This window comes from Micromonospora sp. C41, assembly GCF_018070485.1.
GTDB classification, from domain to species: Bacteria; Actinomycetota; Actinomycetes; order Mycobacteriales; family Micromonosporaceae; genus Micromonospora; species Micromonospora chalcea.
This window is the reverse complement of record NZ_JAGPXP010000011.1, coordinates 41863-60374: the sequence shown is the minus strand read 5'-3', so window position 1 is coordinate 60374 and position 18512 is coordinate 41863. Positions and strand designations below refer to the sequence as shown.

At 72.5% G+C, this 18512-nt stretch carries 19 protein-coding genes; 14 read left to right on the top strand and 5 right to left on the bottom strand.

The window, feature by feature from the left end:
* Complete coding sequence (locus KBX43_RS14390) at positions 1-1161, top strand: acyl-CoA dehydrogenase family protein (RefSeq protein ID WP_069090076.1); 1161 nt, start codon at positions 1-3, stop codon at positions 1159-1161.
* A gap of 10 nt (positions 1162-1171) precedes the next feature.
* Positions 1172-2272, top strand: coding sequence for an acyl-CoA dehydrogenase family protein (locus KBX43_RS14385; RefSeq protein WP_210884748.1), 1101 nt, complete (start codon positions 1172-1174; stop codon positions 2270-2272).
* An 85-nt stretch (positions 2273-2357) separates the two neighbouring features.
* On the opposite strand, the gene KBX43_RS14380 is transcribed toward KBX43_RS14385, so the two are convergent.
* Both KBX43_RS14380 and KBX43_RS14375 read right to left on the bottom strand, forming a co-directional pair.
* The gene (locus KBX43_RS14380) at positions 2358-3164 is read right to left on the bottom strand and encodes an SDR family oxidoreductase (RefSeq protein ID WP_043324825.1); all 807 of its coding nucleotides are present in this window, start codon (positions 3162-3164) and stop codon (positions 2358-2360) included.
* Complete coding sequence (locus tag KBX43_RS14375; RefSeq protein WP_064446337.1) at positions 3164-4315, bottom strand: acetyl-CoA C-acetyltransferase; 1152 nt, start codon at positions 4313-4315, stop codon at positions 3164-3166. Before KBX43_RS14375 ends, KBX43_RS14380 begins: the two co-directional genes overlap by 1 nt.
* A gap of 139 nt (positions 4316-4454) precedes the next feature.
* Between KBX43_RS14375 and KBX43_RS14370 the strand changes: the two genes are divergently transcribed.
* Both KBX43_RS14370 and KBX43_RS14365 read left to right on the top strand, forming a co-directional pair.
* Positions 4455-6059, top strand: a complete 1605-nt coding sequence (locus KBX43_RS14370) for a FadD3 family acyl-CoA ligase (RefSeq protein WP_210884993.1) — start codon at positions 4455-4457, stop codon at positions 6057-6059.
* Between the two features lie 131 nt (positions 6060-6190).
* Positions 6191-7411, top strand: coding sequence for an acetyl-CoA C-acetyltransferase (locus KBX43_RS14365; protein ID WP_043324822.1), 1221 nt, complete (start codon positions 6191-6193; stop codon positions 7409-7411).
* Between the two features lie 86 nt (positions 7412-7497).
* Here KBX43_RS14365 and KBX43_RS14360 read toward each other — a convergent pair whose 3' ends face one another.
* Together KBX43_RS14360 and KBX43_RS14355 are read right to left on the bottom strand one after the other, a co-directional pair.
* Positions 7498-8574, bottom strand: a complete 1077-nt coding sequence (locus tag KBX43_RS14360; protein ID WP_210884746.1) for a phosphotransferase family protein — start codon at positions 8572-8574, stop codon at positions 7498-7500.
* A gap of 53 nt (positions 8575-8627) precedes the next feature.
* Positions 8628-9215, bottom strand: coding sequence for a TetR/AcrR family transcriptional regulator (locus KBX43_RS14355; RefSeq protein WP_113974406.1), 588 nt, complete (start codon positions 9213-9215; stop codon positions 8628-8630).
* Positions 9216-9408: 193 nt separating this feature from the next.
* Here KBX43_RS14355 and KBX43_RS14350 point away from each other — a divergent pair, with 193 nt between their 5' ends.
* Both KBX43_RS14350 and KBX43_RS14345 read left to right on the top strand, forming a co-directional pair.
* Positions 9409-10341 (top strand): SDR family NAD(P)-dependent oxidoreductase, encoded by a 933-nt coding sequence (locus KBX43_RS14350; RefSeq protein WP_210884744.1) that lies wholly within the window; start codon positions 9409-9411, stop codon positions 10339-10341.
* A 118-nt stretch (positions 10342-10459) separates the two neighbouring features.
* A complete protein-coding gene (locus tag KBX43_RS14345; RefSeq protein ID WP_210884742.1) occupies positions 10460-11275 on the top strand; it encodes a sugar phosphate isomerase/epimerase in 816 nt (271 codons plus the stop codon).
* Positions 11276-11279: 4 nt separating this feature from the next.
* Here KBX43_RS14345 and KBX43_RS14340 read toward each other — a convergent pair whose 3' ends face one another.
* Positions 11280-12041, bottom strand: coding sequence for an enoyl-CoA hydratase/isomerase family protein (locus KBX43_RS14340; protein WP_069090081.1), 762 nt, complete (start codon positions 12039-12041; stop codon positions 11280-11282).
* 172 nt (positions 12042-12213) lie between these two features.
* On the opposite strand from KBX43_RS14340, the gene KBX43_RS14335 reads away from it, so the two are divergent.
* Genes KBX43_RS14335 through KBX43_RS14300 form a run of 8 tightly spaced genes read left to right on the top strand, consistent with a single transcriptional unit; the run spans position 12214 to position 18503 of the window.
* Positions 12214-13074 (top strand): CoA transferase subunit A, encoded by an 861-nt coding sequence (locus tag KBX43_RS14335; protein ID WP_064446331.1) that lies wholly within the window; start codon positions 12214-12216, stop codon positions 13072-13074.
* A complete protein-coding gene (locus KBX43_RS14330) occupies positions 13071-13898 on the top strand; it encodes a CoA-transferase subunit beta (protein ID WP_205797172.1) in 828 nt (275 codons plus the stop codon). Before KBX43_RS14335 ends, KBX43_RS14330 begins: the two co-directional genes overlap by 4 nt.
* A 14-nt stretch (positions 13899-13912) precedes the next feature.
* Positions 13913-15010 (top strand): nitronate monooxygenase family protein, encoded by a 1098-nt coding sequence (locus tag KBX43_RS14325; protein ID WP_051611028.1) that lies wholly within the window; start codon positions 13913-13915, stop codon positions 15008-15010.
* A 2-nt stretch (positions 15011-15012) separates the two neighbouring features.
* The gene (locus KBX43_RS14320; protein ID WP_064446330.1) at positions 15013-15888 is read left to right on the top strand and encodes an SDR family NAD(P)-dependent oxidoreductase; all 876 of its coding nucleotides are present in this window, start codon (positions 15013-15015) and stop codon (positions 15886-15888) included.
* Positions 15881-16678: an SDR family oxidoreductase gene (locus KBX43_RS14315; protein ID WP_069090083.1), complete on the top strand. Its 798-nt coding sequence runs from the start codon at positions 15881-15883 to the stop codon at positions 16676-16678. The genes KBX43_RS14320 and KBX43_RS14315 overlap by 8 nt, the downstream gene beginning before the upstream one ends.
* A gap of 60 nt (positions 16679-16738) precedes the next feature.
* Complete coding sequence (locus KBX43_RS14310) at positions 16739-17212, top strand: MaoC family dehydratase N-terminal domain-containing protein (RefSeq protein WP_069090084.1); 474 nt, start codon at positions 16739-16741, stop codon at positions 17210-17212.
* Entirely contained in the window at positions 17209-17718 is a 510-nt protein-coding gene (locus tag KBX43_RS14305) for a MaoC/PaaZ C-terminal domain-containing protein (RefSeq protein ID WP_210884740.1), read from the top strand. The genes KBX43_RS14310 and KBX43_RS14305 overlap by 4 nt, the downstream gene beginning before the upstream one ends.
* On the top strand, positions 17715-18503 hold the full coding sequence (locus KBX43_RS14300; RefSeq protein ID WP_043324815.1) for an enoyl-CoA hydratase family protein: 789 nt from the start codon (positions 17715-17717) through the stop codon (positions 18501-18503). The genes KBX43_RS14305 and KBX43_RS14300 overlap by 4 nt, the downstream gene beginning before the upstream one ends.
* The last annotated feature ends 9 nt before the right edge of the window (positions 18504-18512 follow it).

Below are 18512 nucleotides of genomic sequence, written 5' to 3'. Positions count from 1 at the left end.
ATGGGTGCGCCGGTGAGCGACGAGCAGTTCCGGGCCGAGATCCGCGGCTGGCTCCAGGAGGCCCTGACCGGGCCGTTCGCCGAGGCGGTCGGCACCGGCGGCGAGGGACGCGAGCACGAGGCGCACGAGCTGCGCCGCGAGTGGGAGCGCCACCTGGGCCGGGCCGGCTGGATCGGCCTCTCCTGGCCCACCGAGTACGGCGGTCGCCCGGCGACCCTCGCCCAGCAGGTCATCTTCCACGAGGAGTACGCCCGCGCCGGCGCGCCCGGCCGGCTCGGGCACATGTCCGAGCAACTGCTCGGCCCGACCCTGCTCGCGTTCGGCACGCCGGAGCAGAAGGCCCGCTTCCTGCCCCGCATCACCAGCGGCGAGGACATCTGGTGCCAGGGCTACTCCGAGCCCGGCGCGGGCTCGGACCTCGCCGGGGTGCGCACCCGCGCCGAACGCCGGGGCGACCACTACGTCATCACCGGGCAAAAGGTGTGGACCTCGCTGGCGCACCTGGCCGACTGGTGCTTCGTGCTGTGCCGCACCGATCCCGGCTCGACCCGCCACGCGGGCCTGTCGTACCTGCTGGTGCCGATGAATCAGCCCGGCGTGACGGTGCGCCCGATCACCCAGCTGACCGGCACGAGCGAGTTCAACGAGGTCTTCTTCGACGAGGCCGTCGCCGCCGTCGAGCACCGTGTCGGCGCCGAGGGCGAGGGCTGGAAGGTCGCCATGGGCACGCTGGGCTTCGAGCGGGGCGTGTCCACCCTCGGCCAGCAGATCGGCTTCCGCCGGCGCCTCGACGCCGTCATCGCCCGGGCCCGCTCCAACGGCGCCTGGCAGGAGCCGGCGCTGCGTGACCGCCTCGTCGACGCATACATCGGGCTCGAGGTGATGCGGCACTCGGCGGTGCGGCTGCTCGCGTCCGCCGGTGAGGGGCTGTCCGGTCTGGAGGCGTCGATCTCCAAGCTCCAGTGGGCCACGTGGAACCGCTCGCTGGGTGAGCTCGCGGTCGACGTCGAGGGGGCCGGGGCGCTGCTCACCGGGCCCGGGTACGAGCTGGACGACGCCCAGACCCATTTCCTCTTCAGCCGCGCCAACACGATCTACGGCGGCTCCAACGAGATCCAGCGCAACATCATCGCCGAGCGCCTGCTCGGCCTGCCCCGATGAGGTGAGGACGATGACCGGAACGCCCGAGGACCTCGCCGAGATCCGTGCCTCCGTGGCCGAGGTGCTCGACGGGCAGGCCGACCTGCGCCGAACCCACGAGGTCATGGTCGGGGAGCGGGGCTACGACCCGCTGCTGCACGAGTTGCTCACGGCCGAGCTGGGCCTGCTCGGCCTCGTCGTACCGGAGCACCTCGGCGGCCTCGGCCTGGACGTGCCCGCCGCGACCGCCGTCATCGAGGAGCTCGGGGCCCGGCTCGTGCCGGGCGCGCTCGCGACGAGCCTCACCGCGATCCTCGCCGCCCGCGCCCTCGGCCCGAGCGCCGAGCCCCTGCTGGCACGCGTCGTGGACGAGCAGCTGACCCTGGCCGTCGCGCTCGCCGAGGACGGCGCGGGCTGGGATCTCGGGCAGACCGCCACCCGGGCCACCGGCGCCGGGGACGAGTGGGCGCTGACCGGGACGAAGACCCTCGTCGCCGGGGCCGAAGCCGCCCGGGTCGTTCTCGTCACCGCCCGCAACGAGGGCGGTGAGCTCGGCGTCTACGCGGTGGACCGGGCCGCCGACGGGGTGGACGTGCGGACGCACATGACGCTCGACCAGACCCGTCGGCTGAGCACCGTGCGCCTGCGCGAGGCCGCCGCCACCCGGGTCGACGCCCCCGGCGGCGACGGTGCCCGGGTGCTGCTGGACCACGTACGCGCGATGCTCGCGCTGGAGTCGGCGGCCGCCGCCCGCGCCTGCCTCGACCTCACCGTCGACTACCTCAAGGTGCGGGAGCAGTTCGGCCGCCCGATCGGGTCGTTCCAGGCCCTCAAGCACCGCTGCGCCGACCTCGCCGTCGCGGTCGCCGGGGCGCGGGCCACCGCCGACCACCTCGTCACGACGTTGCGCACCGGGGCCGCCACCCGCTCGCACGACGCGGCGCTGGCCAAGCTCGTGTGCACCGACACGCTGATGACCGTCGCGGCCGAGGCGATCCAGTTGCACGGCGGCATCGGGTTCACCTTCGAGCACCACGCACACCTGTTCTTCAAGCGCGGCAAGTCGGCCCAGCTGCTGGCCGGCTCTGCGGCGGCGGTCCGCGCCGAGGTGGTGGCGCTCGCCGGCCTCTGAGCGAGGCGCCGCACTCCACGGCAGGCAGGAGCGGAGGGGCCGCACCGAACCGGTGCGGCCCCTCCGCCGTACATGCCCCGCGCGCTCAGCCGAGCGGACCGGCGCCGGGCGGCTGGGCGGCCAGGTGCCGCGACGGGATCTCCCCACCACCGTCGACGACGATCTCCGTGCCGGTGACGTAGGCGGACAGCGGCGAGACGAGCAACAGGCAGGCCGCGGCGATGTCGGCCGGGGTGGCCATCCGCCGCATGGGGATGGTCCGCGCCACGCGGTCCTGCCCCGCCTCGTCGCCGTAGTAGAGATGCGACAGCTCGGTCTGCACGAGACCCACAGTCACCTGGTTGACCCGTACGGCGGGCGCGAAGTCGAGTCCGAGGCACCGGGTCAGCATCGTCAGGCCCGCCTTGGCCGCGGCGTACGCGGCGGTGTCCGGGGCCGGGTTGGCTCCGGCGACCGAGCCGATGTTGATGATCGTCCCGCTGCCCTGACGCTGCATGACCTCGTTGGCCTGCTGGGCGACGTAGAACGGGGCGAGCAGGTTGAGCGTGACGACCGCCGAGACGAAGCGGGGGGACACCGTCGCGGTGTCGGCGCTCGGTGCGCCACCGGCGTTGTTGACCAGGATGTCGAGCCGGCCGAACCGGTCCACCGCCGCGGCGACGAGGGCCTTGGCCTGCTCCGGGTCGCGTACGTCCGACTGGACGAAGACGGGCGTGCGTCCGTCGATCCCGGGCAGTTCCTCGGGCTCGCTGCGGCCGCACACGATCACCCGCGCCCCGGCCCGGAGGAAGGCGCGGGTGATCTCGGCGCCGATGCCACGGGTGCCTCCGGTGACGACGGCGACCTGGCCGGTCAGGTCGACGCCGCCGGGCGTCGCGGGGGAGTGGGTCATCAGAGCCTCTCGATGATCGTGACGTTGGCCTGGCCGCCGCCCTCGCACATCACCTGCAGGCCGTAGCGGCCGCCGGTGCGTTCGAGCTCGTGCAGGAGGGTGGTCATCAGCCGGGCGCCGGTGGCGCCGAGCGGGTGGCCCAGGGCGATCGCGCCGCCGTTGACGTTGACCCGCTCCGGGTCGGCCCCCGTCTCCTGGAGCCAGGCGAGCACGACCGAGGCGAACGCCTCGTTGATCTCGAACAGGTCGATGTCGTCGATCGACATTCCGGTGCGTTCGAGCGCGTGGGCGGTGGCGGGGATCGGGGCGGTGAGCATCAGCACCGGGTCGTCGGCGCGTACCGACAGGTGGTGGATCCGGGCGCGCGGGGTCACGCCGTGCTCGGCCACGGCCTGCTCGCTCATGACGAGCAGGGCCGCCGCGCCGTCGCAGATCTGGCTCGCCACGGCGGCGGTGACCCGGCCGCCGGGGGTCAGCGGGTCGAGGGCGGCCATCTTCTCCAGGCTCGTGTCGGCGCGCGGGCAGGTGTCGGTGTCGACGTCGCCGACGGCGCGGATCTCGCGGCCGAAGCGGCCCTCGGCGATGGCCCGCAGGGCCCGCTCGTGGCTTCGCAGGGCGAAGCGCTCCATGTCCTCCCGGCTGACGCCCCACTTCTCGGCGATCATCTCGGCCGAGCGGAACTGCGAGATCTGCTCGTCGCCGTAGCGCTCGCGCCAGCCGATCGACCCGGAGAAGGGGTCGTCGAAGCCGTACTGCTGACCGGTGAGCATCGCGGCCGAGATGGGGATGGCGCTCATGTTCTGCACGCCCCCGGCGACCACGACGTCGTTGACTCCGGCCATGACGGCCTGGGCCGCGAAGTGCACCGCCTGCTGGCTCGAGCCGCACTGCCGGTCCACTGTGACGCCGGGTACGTGCTGCGGGAGGCCGGCGGCGAGCCAGGCGGTGCGGGCGATGTCACCGGCCTGTGGGCCGATGGTGTCGACACAGCCGAACACGACGTCCTCGACGGCGCCGGGGTCGATCCCCGAGGAACTCATGAGGCTGGTGAGCGCGGCGGCTCCCAGATCGGCGGAGTGGATCTTGGCGAGCGCGCCACCGCGTCGCGTGACGGGGGTGCGGACGGCGTCCACGATGTATGCCTCTGCCACCGGGTTCCCTTCCTTCAGATGCCTCACCGGTCGGTGCCGCCGGCGTCGCTGCCGCTAGTCTAGCAAGCGCTTGGTTGGTAGTCTGTGCTTCGTTTCCGACAAGTGACCGGCTCCGCGTGAGGAGATGTGCGTGAGTGACGTGTTGACCACGATCCCCGCCCTGCTGCGGCAGGCCGCGCAGGACGCCGCCGAGCTGGAGGCCCTCGTCGACGGGGACGTGCGGATGACCTTCGCCGAGCTCGACGCGGCCGTCAACCGGTTCGCGCGGGCCGCTGTCGCGCACGGTCTCGAGCCGGGGGACCGCGTCGTCGTCTGGGCCCCGAACAGCGCCGACTGGGTCGTCAGCGCCCTCGGCGTGCTGGCCGCGGGCGGCGTGCTGTGCCCCGTCAATACCCGCTTCCGTGGTGCGGAGGCACGGTCCGTCATCGCCAAGGTCCGGGCCACGATGGTCGTCCTGGACGACGCCTTCCTGGACGCCCACTACCTGGCCGCGCTGCGCGGCGACGGGCCGTCACCGGCCGTCGGCCGCCCCGTGCCACTGCTGCCCTCGGTGCGTACCGTCGTCGACCTGTCCGCCACCGGCCGCGAGCAGACCGATCACGGCGTGTGGTCCCTGGCGGGCTTCACCGCGCTGGCCGACCAGGTCGACCTCGGGGTCGTCGACGAACGGATCGCCGCCCTCGCCCCGGAGGACGTGTCCGACATCCTGTTCACCTCCGGCACCACCGGCTACCCCAAGGGCGCGATGGTCTCGCACGCCTCGAACCTTCGCGTCGACCGGGAGTGGGCCCGCCTCGTCGGACTGCGGCGAGGCGACCGCTATCTCATGGTCAACCCGTTCTTCCACAGCTTCGGCTGGCGGGCCGGCATCCTGGCCTGCCTCCTCACCCGCGCCACGATCATCCCGGTCGCCGTGTTCGCCGTAGAGACCGTGCTGCGTCTCATCGAGCAGGAACGGGTCACGGTCTTCCCCGGCGCGCCCACCGTCTACACGTCCCTGCTCGAACACCCCGACCTCGGCAGGTACGACCTCAGCTCGGTACGCCTTGCCGTCACCGGCGCCACGATCGTGCCGGTGCCGCTGCTGCGCCGGATGCGCGAGGAACTCGGCTTCCGCGACGTCATCACCGCCTACGGTCTGACCGAGACGTGCGGCACCGCTACCGTGTGCCCGCCCGACGCCGGCCTCGAACGGATCTCGACCAGCTGCGGGCGGGCGATCCCGGGCACCGAGTTGCGGATCGCCGGTCTCGACGGACAGCCGCTGCCGGCCGGCGAGTCGGGCGAGATCCTCGTGCGCGGCTACAACGTGATGGCGGGCTACTTCGAGGACCCGGACGCCACGGCGCAGGCCATCGACGAGGACGGCTGGCTGCACACCGGTGACGTCGGCTGGGTCGACGAGGACGGCTACCTGCGCATCACCGACCGGATCAAGGACGTCTACATGGTCGGGGGCTTCAACGTCTACCCCGCCGAGGTCGAGCGGGTGCTGTCCGAACATCCCGCCGTCTTCGACGTCGCGGTCGTCGGGGTCCCCGACGCGCGGATGGGCGAGGTCGGCAGCGCCTTCGTGCAGACCGTTCCCGCCTGGACCGGTGACGAGTCGGCGCTCGCCGACGAGCTCGAGGCGTGGTGCCGGGAGCGGCTGGCCAACTTCAAGCGTCCGCGCAGCTTCACCGTCGTTGCGGCGCTGCCACGAACCGCGAGCGGAAAGATCCAGAAGTTCAAGCTCACCGGGTGAGCCCGGCGTTGCGCTTCGTGCGGGCGCACCGGCCCCGGTGCCCTGCTCGCCGGCAGGCCCGACGCCCCGACCAGACCTGACACCGACGGCACCGCCGTCACGGGCGCCAGCCCGAGAACCGGAGGACACCAATGCAGGACGCAGTCATCGTCGCCGCGGCGCGCTCGCCGATCGGCCGGGCCTTCAAGGGGTCGTTGGCCTCGATGCGGGCCGACGACCTGGCCACCCAGATGGTCCAGGCGGCCCTGGCCCAGGTGCCGGCGCTCGACCCGACCCAGATCGACGACCTCATGCTCGGCTGCGCGCAGCCGGCCGGCGAGCAGGGCTGGGGCCTCGCGCGCGTCGTCGCTGTCGAACTCGGGCTCGACCGGGTTCCCGGGACGACGGTGCAGCGGTACTGCGCGTCGAGCCTGCAGACGACCCGGATGGCGCTGCACGCCATCCGCTCCGGTGAGGCCGACGTGCTCGTCTCCGCCGGGGTCGAGGCCGTCTCGCGCTTCGCCGCCGGCAAGTCCGACGGCATGCCGGACACGAAGAACCCGATCTTCGCCGCGGCGGGGGAGCGCACCGCCGCCCGCGGACGGGGTGGCGCCGGCCCGTGGACCGACCCGCGCGACGCGAATGAACTGCCCGACGTCTACATCGCGATGGGCGAGACCGCGGAGAACGTCGCGAGCCACCGTGGTGTGAGCCGCGCCGAGCAGGACGAGTGGGCCGCCACGAGCCAGCAGCGGGCCCAGGCCGCGATCGAGTCGGGCTTCTTCGCCACCGACATCACGCCGGTGACCCTCGCCGACGGCACCGTCGTGGCCACCGACGACAGCCCTCGCGCCGGAGTGACGGCCGAGTCGCTGTCCGGCCTCAAACCGGCCTTCCGGCCCGACGGTACGGTGACCGCGGGCAACTGCTGCCCGCTCAACGACGGCGCGGCCGCCCTCATCATCATGTCCAGCCGCAAGGCCGCCGAACTCGGCGTCACGCCGCTGGCCCGGATCCTGTCCACCGGTGTCTCGGCGATCTCGCCGGAGATCATGGGTCTCGGCCCGGTCGAGGCGTCGAGGCGGGCCCTCGCGCTGGCCGGGCTCTCGATGGCCGACATCGATCTCGTCGAGCTCAACGAGGCGTTCGCCGCTCAGGTCGTCCCCTCCATCTCGGACCTCAAGGCCAACCCCGAGCAGGTCAACGTGCACGGCGGCGCGATCGCCCTGGGCCACCCGTTCGGTCAGACCGGAGCGCGGATGACGACGACGCTCATCAACGGGCTGCGGGCGCGGGACGGCCAGTTCGGCCTCGAGACCATGTGCACGGCCGGTGGCCAGGGCATGGCGATGGTCATCGAGCGGCTCTCCTAGGCGGGTGTGTCGACGTCCCCGGTCGAACCGGGGACGTCGACAGCCGGCTCACGCCATCACGCCGAGTGGGTACGGCCGGGCGCGGATCAGTGCCGGGGCAGCGCCGCCGCGAGGGCCGCCGCCCGGCCGGCGACGGCGGCCGCCTGCTCGGCGAACGAGGCCGCGGTGCGGTCGCGGCCGCTCATCGCGCCCTGCGTGACCCTGGTGTACACGCCCTCGAGGATGCACGCGGTCTTCCACCAGTTGTAGGCGACGAAGTAGTCGATCCGAGCCGAGTCGGTGCCGGTGGCGAGGCAGTACCGGGAGAGCAGTTCGTCCCGGGTCGAGAAGCCGGGCCGGACCGTGGCCGGGTCGTGCAGCGCGCGGGCCGTGTCGCCGGCCTGCGCCCAGTAGACGAGCAGTTGGCCGACGTCGGCCAACGGGTCGCCGACGGTGGTGAGCTCCCAGTCGAGTACGCCCTGGACCCGCCATCGCGAGTCGAGCATGCAGTTGTCCAGGCGGAAGTCGCCGTGCACGATCCCCGAGCGGGACTGCCCGGGCGCCGCGGCCACCAGGTGCTCGTGCGCGGTCTGCAGGTCGGGCAGGTCGCGGATCCTGCTCCGCTGCCAGTTCTCGTGCCAGCGTCCGAGTTGCCGGGTGAGGTAGTCACGGCGGCGGGCCAGGCCGCCCAGTCCGATGACCTCCGGGGCGAGTCGGTGCAGGGCCACGAGAGCATCGACGAGCGTGGGGCCGATGAGCGCGCGGTCGGCCTCGGTGGTGAGCCGCTCGACGTCGGCGGGGCTGCGCAGGATCACGCCGTCGAGGTGCTCGAGTACGACGAGGGGCGCGCCGGCCACCTCGCCCGTCTCCTCGACGGCGAGCACCCGCGGCACCGGGAGGTGGCCGTGCAGCCCGCGCAGGATTCGCGCCTCGCGCAGGACGTCGTGCGCGGTGGCCGGGTGGTTTCCAAGTGGTGGACGGCGCAGCACGACGACGTGGCCGGCCGCGTCGGTGGTCCGGTAGGTCAGGTTGGAGCGCCCGCCGGCGATGACCTTGTGCCGGAGGTTTCCCTGCAGCTCGGGCACCGCGCGGCTGAGCCAGGCGTCGACGCCCGCGGGCAGCCCGGCGTGCCGGGTGGGCTCGATCGGGGCCGGACCTGTCCGGGCGTGACCTGCTGCCGTCATGGGGGCGCCTCCTCATCCGGCACCACCCTAGCAAGCGCTTGGTTGCCTGATGCTCAGTCCTGGGCGAGAATGCCGTCGAGGAACACCGAGACGAAGTCGTCGGCGAAGTTCGCCATGGAGTACGACGGGGTCGGCTTGAACCAGCGGACCGAGAGCCACAGCGCGTCGCGCAGCATGCCGTGCAGCACCCGTACCGGGATGTCGTTGCGGAAGTCGCCCGTGGCGATACCGGCCTCGAGCACCTGGATCCAGGCCCGCTGGATCGTGGCGGCCGCCTCGCGGATGTGCTCGTAGCCCTCGATCTTGGGCAGGTAGCCGCTCGAGTTCTGGTAGATCTCGGTCGCGTGCGGGTGGGCCTCGATGTTGGCCAGCGAACTGGTGACGAGCTTGCGCAACTGGGTCGCCGGCTTCTCCTCGGACGCCAGGACTTCGCCGTAGCGGTAGGTCAGGTCGGTCAGGTAGTCCGAGATGATCGCGTTGACCATCTCGTCCTTGGACTTGAAGTGGTGGTACAGGCTGCCGGAGAGGATCCCGACCGAATCGGCGATCTCGCGGACGGTCGTGGCATCGATTCCCTTGGCTGCGAAAAGGTGGGCGGCGTTGTCGAGGATGACCGAGCGTCGGTCCTGGGTCGTCGACATATGGGTGCTCCCGGTTCCTCGAGCAATGTGTTGGTCAAGCGCTTGCTTTATATCACTTCGATGCCTTCAGCATGATAAAGCCAGCCTCCCTTGACCGGGGTGCTCGCAATGCCTAGGGTGGCGGCCAACCAAGCGCTCGTTCGGTGCCCGGAGCCCGCGCTGCGGATCCCGATCAGCCGAGAGGGGCTGCCCGATGCCCGACCCGATTCCCGCCGCCCCGTCCGGGCATCCGCCCGCCGCCCGGCCCGACCGGGCAGCCGGCCTGCTCGCCGGCCGTGTCGTCCTCGTCACCGGCGCCGCCGGCGGGCTGGGGGCGGCGTACGCGCGCGGCATCGCCGCGGCCGGAGGCCACGTGGTCGCGGTCGACGTCGACGCGGACGGACTCGAACGGCTCAGCGGGCAGATCGCCGCGGCGGACGGCCGGGGCTCGATCCGGGTCGCCGACGTCGCGGACTGGGCGAGCGCGCACGACGTCGTGCGTGACTGCCTCGCCGAGCACGGCAGGCTCGACGGTCTCGTCAACAACGCCGGCGTCTTCGCCATGGCCCGCGCCGGCGCCGAGTCCGAGGCCACTGTGCGCCGGATGCTCGAGGTCAACGTGCTCGGCGCCGTCGCCTGGGGCGACGCCGCCATCGCGGCGATGCGTATCCAGGGGCACGGGGTCCTGATCAACGTCACCTCGGGCGAGCAGATGGGCCGTGCCGAGACGGCCGTGTACGGGGCGACGAAGGCCGCGATCGCCACGCTCACCTACGCCTGGGCGGCCGAACTCGCCGAGGCCGGGATCCGCGTCAACGCGATCTCCCCGAACGCCCAGACCCGGATGGCCGAGGTGCTCGAGCGGTTCCGCGGCGTACCGAGCGGGCAGAACGCGGGCATCGCGCCCGAGGCCAACGTGCCGCTGCTGCTCTACCTGCTCTCCGACCTCAGCGCCGAACTGACCGGCCAGGTGCTGCGCTCCTACGGTCCCGAACTCATGCTGACGACCCACCCGGCGCTCGCCGAGCCCGTGCTGCGGCACACGGCGTGGACCCCGGAGCGCATCGCCGAGGCCGTCACGGCGCGGCTGCGACCGCACCTGGCGCCCCTCGGGGTACGCCGGGCGCGCATCGAATACCTCGACTGACCCGACGTCCGAGGCCGACCCGACGTCCGAGAGCGACCCGACGTCCGAGACCGACCCGACGTCCGAGACCGACCCGACGTCCGACCCTCCGGACGACCGCCGAGCCGACAGGAGCCCGATGTCCGCCACGACCAACCCGGTCTGCGTCAGCGGCATGGCCGCGATGTCCTGGGCCCTGCCCGAGGAGATCGCGATGTACCGGCGTACCGGTGCCGACCTCGTGGGACTGCAGCGCAGCAAGGCCGTCGCCTTCGGCGTGGCCGCTCTCGGCGACCTGCTCGCCCGGCACGACGTACGGCTCGGCTACCTCGTGCACAGCTTCACCGCCCACCCGGACGACGAGCCGGGCTGGGCGCAGCAGGTCGCGGCGTTGCGGCAGGGCGTCGTGGACGCCGGCCGGCTCGGGGCCGACCTCGTCTACCTCACCTCGGGCCCGTCGGCTCACCTGACGTGGGAGGAGGCGGCCGGCCGGTTCGCCGAGCGGATCGCTCCGGTCGTGGCCACCGCCCGCGAACACGGGGTACGCCTCGCTGTGGAGAACACGCTGCCGGTCAAGTGCGACCTCAGCTTCACCCACACCGCGCGCGACACCGTCGCCCTGGCCGACCTCTGCGGCATCGGCATCTGCCTCGACCTCTACTGCTGCTGGCAGGAGCGGGGCCTGACGGAGCTGATCCGCGACCGGGTCGGTCAGGTCGAGATTCTGCAGGTGTCCGACTTCCGGGTCGGCACCTCGACCTTCCCGAACCGGTGGGTGCCCGGGGACGGCGACCTGCCGATGGCCGGTCTGCTGGCGAGCGTGCTGCGGGCCGGCTACACCGGCGTCGTCGACGTCGAGTTGCTCGGCCCGGCCGTCGAGGCCGAGGGCGCCGAGCCGGCGCTGACCCGTTCGGTCGCGTGGACGCGTGCGCAGATCGCGGCGGCGCGTCCCTGAGCGCTCAGGGCGCGTCCGCCCATCGCGGCGCGCGTTTGGCGACGAACGCGGCCGCGCCCTCGGCCGCGTCCGGGCCGGCGAGCAGTTCGAGGGTCGCGAGCCGGTTGACCGCGGCGAGATCGCCCACGCGGGGGTCCAGGCTCAGGTGCATGAGCCGCTTGGTCGCCCGCACCGCCGCGGGGGAGTGGGTCGCGATCCGGGCGCCCAGCTGCAGCGCGCGCGGCAGAACCTCGTCGGCCGGGACCACGGCGTTGACCAGCCCCAGCTCGTGGGCCCGGGCCGCGGCAAGCGGTTCGGCGGTCAGCCCGAGTTCCAGGGCCACGGCGACCGGCAGGCGACGCGGCAGGTCGGTGCCGCCCTCGGTGGCGGCGATGCCGCGCCCCACCTCGGGCAGCGCGAAGTAGGCGTGCTCGGCCGCGACTACGAGGTCGCAGGCGAGGGCGAGTTCGAAGCCGCCGCCGACGGCGGGCCCGTTGACCGCGGCGATGACCGGCTTGCGGTAGCCGCCGCGCAGCAGCGTCAGCGGGCTGCGGGCCACGTCGACCAGGCGCCCCTCGGCCGCGGCGCGCAGGTCCATCCCCGCGCTGAAGGACAACTCGCCGGTGCCGGTCAGCACGATCGCGCGTACGCCCGGGTCCGCGTCGTACCGGAGCAGGGCGTCGGTCATCGCCAGGAGGGTGTCGGGATCGAGGGCGTTGCGCACCTGCGGCCGATTGATCCTGACGACTCCCACCGCGTCGACGCGCTCGCGCACCACGGTGTCCATCTTCCGCCCTCCTTGGCCACAGGGTCTTGACCCTTCCCCTGGGGCTGTTAGTGTACCAACCAAGCGCTTGCTACATGGCGACCCGGCCGTGGATGCCCGGCACGCGACTCGCCCTTCGCGCTGCTCACCACCGCTCGGGCAGTGCTCCGACAGACGCAACGATGAGGGACACATGGCCGACAAGACTCTGACCGCCCGCGACGTCGTGTCGCGGCTCGAATCCGGGATGACCATCGGCATCGGGGGCTGGGGCTCACGGCGCAAGCCCATGGCCCTCGTGCGCGAGATCCTGCGTTCTGACCTCAAGGACCTGACCGTGGTCAGCTACGGCGGGCCGGACGTCGGGCTGCTCTGCGCCGCCGGCAAGGTCAGGAAGGTCGTCTTCGGTTTCGTCTCCCTCGACAGCATCGCCCTCGACCCGCACTTCCGCGCCGCGCGGCAGAACGGCGCCGTCGAGATCGCCGAGTACGACGAGGGCATGCTCCAGTGGGGGCTGTACGCCGCCGGCATCCGCCTGCCCTTCCTGCCGACCCGCGCCGGGCTCGGGTCGGACGTCCTGAAGCACAACCCCGACCTCAAGCTCGTCCAGGACCCGTACGGCACCGAGCAGCTCGTGGCGATGCCGCCGCTGCGCCTCGACGCGGCCCTCGTGCACATGAACCGCGCCGACGCCCAGGGCAACGGCCAGTTCCTCGGGCCCGACCCGTACTTCGACGACCTCTACTGCCTCGCCGCCGACCAGGCCTTCATGTCCTGCGAGCGGATCGTGCCCACGGCTGAGCTGAGCGCCGCCGGGCACTCGGCGACCATCAAGATCAACCGCCAGCTCGTCGCCGGTGTCGTCGAGACCCCGAACGGCGCGCACTTCACCTCCTGCGCCCCCGACTACGAGCGCGACGAGGCCTTTCAGCGTGAGTACGTCAAGGCCGCCGGCGACCCGCAGGCCTGGGCCAAGTTCGAGCAGCGGTACCTGTCCGGTACCGAAGATGACTACCAGGCGGCCGTCGCCGCCCGAGCCGAGGAGGTCGCATGAGCAGCGCCGCCACCGAGTCCGTGGACCAGCCCACGGGCAGCGCCACCACCGCCGACGCGCCGGTGACCCGCGCCGAGTACTGCGCGGTCGCCGTGGCGGACACGTTCGCCGGCGACGGTGAGTCCATCGCCAGCGCCTTCGGCACGATCCCGGCCATCGGCGTCCGCCTCGCCCGGCTCACCGTCGCCCCCGACCTGCTGCTCACCGACGGTGAGGCCCACTTCGTCTCCGGCTCCTGGGAGATCGGCGCGGACCCGCACGCCACCGAGGGCGTCGTCATCGAGGGCTGGAGCCCGTTCCGCACCATCTTCGACCTCGTCTGGCACGGCAAGCGGCACGTCATGATGATCCCGGTCCAGATCGACGGACACGGCAACACCAACATCTCGGCCATCGGCGACTACACCCGGCCCAAGGTCCAGCTGCTCGGCGTACGCGGCGCCCCCGGCAACAGCATCTACCACCCGACCAGCTACTGGGTGCCCAACCACTCCACGCGCAGCTTCGTCCGGACCGTCGACATGATCTCCGGCGTCGGCACCGACAGCGCCCGGGCCGCCGGCCCGGCCGCGATCGCGCACCACGAGCTGCGGCGCGTCGTCACCAACCTCGCGGTCCTCGACTTCGGTGGCCCCGACGGCACGATGCGGCTGCTCAGCCTGCACCCCGGCGTCACGCTCGACGAGTTCCACGCCGCCACCGGCTGTGCCGTGCACGTCGAGGGCGAGGTCCCGGCCACCCGCGAGCCGAGCGCCGAGGAACTGCGCCTCATCCGCGAGGTCATCGACCCCCGCTCGCTGCGCGACCGCGAGATCCCGGCATGAGTCAGGGCCGCGGGATGCACCCGACGCTGCGTACCCGGGCGACCGACCTGTTCGGGGTGCGGTACCCGATCGTCCAGACCGGCATGGGCTACGTCTCCGACGTACGCCTGACCACCGCGACGGCCAACGCCGGTGGACTGGGCATCCTCGCGGCCGGCCTGCTCTCCTACGACGAGCTCGTGGAGGCCGTCGAGCAGATCCAGGCCGGCACGGACGCGCCGTTCGGCGTCAACATCCGTGCCGACCAGCCGGACGTCGTCAAGCGCATCGACCTGCTCATCTCGGCCGGCGTCAAGGTCGCGTCCTTCGCGCTGGCCCCCAAGCAGGAACTCATCGCCAGGTGCAAGGACGCCGGCCTCGTCGTCGTACCGTCGATCGGCGCGCGCCGCCACGCCGAGAAGGTCGCCGCGTGGGGCGCCGACGCCGTCATCGTGCAGGGTGGTGAGGGCGGCGGCCACACCGGCGGGGTGCCCACCAGCCTGCTGCTGCCCCAGGTCGTCGACGCCGTCGACATCCCGGTCATCGGGGCCGGCGGCTTCTTCGACGGCCGCGGCCTCGTCGCCGCGCTCGCCTACGGCGCCGAGGGCGTCGCCATGGGCACCCGCTTCCTGCTCACCAGCGACTCGCCGGTCCAGCCGTCGGTGAAGGACGTCTACCTGTCCAAGACGGTCAACGACACCGTGCTGACCCTGCAGGTCGACGGCGTGCCGCAGCGCGTGCTGCGCGCCGGCACGATTGACGAGCTGGAACGCACCTCCGCCGCCGGCCGGCTGCTGCGGGCCGTACGCAACGCCTTCGCCTTCCAGAAGCTGTCCGGCACGCCGTGGGGCGACATGGTCCGCGAGGGCCTGGCCATGCGCAAGGCCCACGACCTGACGTGGAGCCAGGTCGTCATGGCGGCAAACGCTCCGATGCTCTACCGGTCGGCCCTGCTGGAGGGCAGGACCGACCTCGGCGTCATGGCCACCGGCCAGGTCGTCGGACTGATCGACGACGTACCGAGCGTCGCCGAGCTCATCGACCGCATCATCGACGAGGCCACCCGGACCCTCGACCGGCTCGGCGTGCCCGCGCCGGTCGCGTCGACCCCGGCCGGGCACAAGGAGGAGTAGTCATGGGAGCACTGCAGGGACGCGTCGTCGTCGTCACCGGTGCCGGCCGCGGCCTCGGCCGTGAGCACGCCCTGCTCGCCGCCGCCGAAGGCGCCTCGGTCGTCGTCGCCGACACCGGCGCCGCCGCCGACGGCACCGGCAGCGACCCCTCTGTCGTCGAGGCCGTCGCCGCCGAGATCACGAACGCCGGCGGGCGGGCCGTGGCCAGCACCGCGGACGTCGCCACCACCGAGGGCGCCCGCGAGCTGCTCGCGCTCGCCCGCGACACCTACGGACGCGTCGACGGCCTCGTCAACAACGCCGGCATCCTGCGGGACCGGATGTTCGTCAACATGAGCGAGGACGACTGGGACGCGGTCATCCGTGGCCAGCTCCGCGCGACGTTCGCGCCGTGCCGGGTGTTCGCCGACCACTGGCGCACCGAGTCCAAGGCCGGCAACCAGCCGGTCGCCTCGATCGTCAACGTCTCGTCGACCTCGGGCATCATCGGCGCCGTCGGGCAGACGAACTACGGCGCGGGCAAGGCCGGCATCGCCGCCCTCACCGTCATTCTCGCCCAGGAGATCAGCCGCTACGGCGTACGCGTCAACGCGATCGTCCCGGTCGCGCGTACCCGGATGACCCAGGACCTGCCCGGCATCGGCGAGATGGTCGCCGCCCCGGCCGACCCCGCAGTGTTCGACGTCTACCACCCGGGCAACGTCTCCCCGCTCGTCGCCTGGCTGCTCACCGCCGACGTGCCGGTGACCGGCGAGGTGTACTACGCCAAGGGCGGCGAGATCCGCCGCTGCGCGCCGTGGAGCTACGACTGGACGATCGACAAGGGTGCCCGCTGGACCGTCGAGGAGATCGCGAAGGAGATGGCCGCCCGTGTCTGACACCGGTCACACCGACGTCGCCGACTGGGCCGGCCCGGCCCACGGGCTGCTCTCCGGGCGTTCGGTGCTCGTCACCGCCGCGGCCGGCACCGGCATCGGCTTCGCCACGGCGCGCCGCGCCGCGGAGGAAGGCGCGCGTGTCGCCGTCAGCGACCGTCACGAGCGCCGCCTCGCCGCGTCGGCCGACGAGATCGAGCGCCTCACCGGGACCCGGCCGCTCGCGGTGCCCTGCGACGTCACCGACCAGGCCCAGCTCGACCACCTCATGGACACCGTCGCCGCCGAGTTCGGCGGCATCGACGTGCTCGTCAACAACGCCGGCCTCGGCGGCACCGCGGCGGTGCAGGACATGACCGACGAACAGTGGGACTCCGTCCTGTCGGTGACCCTGACCTCGACGTTCAAGGCGACCCGGTCGGTGCTGCGGCACATGATCCCGGCCGGCAAGGGGGTCATCGTCAACAACGCCTCCGTCATCGGCTGGCGCGCCCAGAAGGGGCAGGCGCACTACGCCGCGGCCAAGGCCGGAGTCATGGCGCTGACCCGCTGCGCGGCCCTCGACGTCGCCGAGCACGGCATCCGGGTCAACGCGGTGTCCCCGAGCATCGCGATGCACGCCCATCTGGCCAAGGTGACCAGCGACGAGCTGCTCGCCCAGCTCTCGGCCCAGGAGGCGTTCGGCCGGGCCGCGACGCCGTGGGAGATCGCCAACGTGATCGTCTTCCTTGCCAGTGACTACTCGTCGTACATGACCGGCGAGGTCGTGTCCGTCTCGAGCCAGCACCCGTGACCACCCGCTGCGCGCCGGCGACCGTGCCGGCTCGCAGCGGACCAACGAAAGGAGCACGTCGTGGCCAACCCCGACGCGCAGGGCGTCACCGGCGCCCCCTTCCGGCTCGACGTCGAACGCGGCAAGATCCGCGAGTTCGCGCTGGCCACCGGAGCGGCTGACGCGGACTACCTGCGGGAGGAGAACCCGGTCGTACAGCCGACGTTCCTCACGACGACGTTCTTCTGGCAGGGCGAGGACTCCAACCCGTGGTCCGCGGTCGAGCTCGACCAGCAGCGCGGCCTGCACGCCGAGCAGCAGTACACCTTCTTCGGCGAGCCGCCCCGCGCCGGCACCCGGCTCACCTGCCAGTCGCGCATCGGCGAGATCTACACCAAGGTGGGGCGTCGCGGCGGGGAGATGACGTTCGCCGTGATGTACACCGACTTCCACGACGAGACCGGGCGTCTCGTCGCCCGCGCCAAGCTCACCGGTGTCGAGACGGCCCGCCCGCCGGCCACCGGGGACGCGGCACAGGACGGAGCGTCCGCATGAGCGACACGACGGCCACCGCCGGTCCCCGTACGACCGAGGTCGCCCTGCCCGTCCCGGCGACCCCTCCGGCGCGCACGTACGGCCCGGTGACCCGCACCGACTTCGTCCGCTACCAGGGCGCCTCGGGCGACATGAACCCGATCCACCACGACGAGGCCTTCGCCAAGGCGGCCGGGTTCCCCAGCCCCTTCTCGGTGGGCATGTGGCAGGCCAGCCTGCTCGGCACCTACGCCACCGACTGGCTCGGCGGCCCCAACGTGCGGGACTTCCGCATCCGGTTCCTGGCCCAGGTGTGGCCCGGCGACGTCCTCACCCTCGACGGCGTTCCGCTGCGCACCTACGTGCTCGAAAGCGAGGACGGCCGTGAGGGCCGCGTCGACGTCGAGCTGACCTGCCGGCGGCAGAGCGGCGACAAGGCCGTCACCGCGTGGGCGACATTCGTGCTGCCCCTCGACGTCGCCGTCGAGGCCGGCGAGCGGCCCGAGACCACCGAGGAGCAGGGATGAACCCCACGAGCCACCCGTCGGTGACGACGACCGTGCACGCCGACGGGATCGCCGAGATCGTCGTGGACAACCCGCCGGTCAACGCGCTGCCGGTGGCCGGCTGGTTCGCGCTCGCCGCCGCCCTCGACGCCGCCGGCGCCGACGAGTCGGTGCGGGTCGTGCTGCTGCGCGCCGAGGGCCGCGGCTTCAACGCCGGCGTCGACATCAAGGAGATGCAGCACACCGACGGCTTCACCGCGCTGCTCGGCGCCAACCGCGGCTGCTACGCCGCGTTCAAGGCCGTCTACGAGTGCCCCGTCCCGGTCGTCACCGCCGTCCACGGCTTCTGCCTCGGTGGCGGCATCGGCCTGGTCGGCAACTCCGACGTCATCGTCGCCTCCGACGACGCCACCTTCGGCCTGCCCGAGGTGGACCGCGGCGCCCTCGGCGCGGCCACCCACCTGTCCCGGATGGTGCCCCAGCACCGGATGCGCGCCATGGTCTACACCTCGGCCACCGCCACCGCCCAGGAGCTGCACGCGTACGGCTCGGTGCACAGCGTCGTACCCCGGGAGCGGTTGCGCGCGACGGCGCTCGCCGTCGCGACCAGCATCGCCGAGAAGGACCCCACGGTGATCCGCGCCGCCAAGGCCTCGCTCAACGGCATCGACCTGTGGGACGTCAACCGCAGCTACCGCTTCGAGCAGGGCTTCACCTTCGAGCTCAACCTCACCGGGGTCGCCGACCGGATCCGCGACGAGTTCGCCGGCACCGACAAGGCGGCGCGCCCGGGCAGCGAGGGCTGAGCCGTGCGG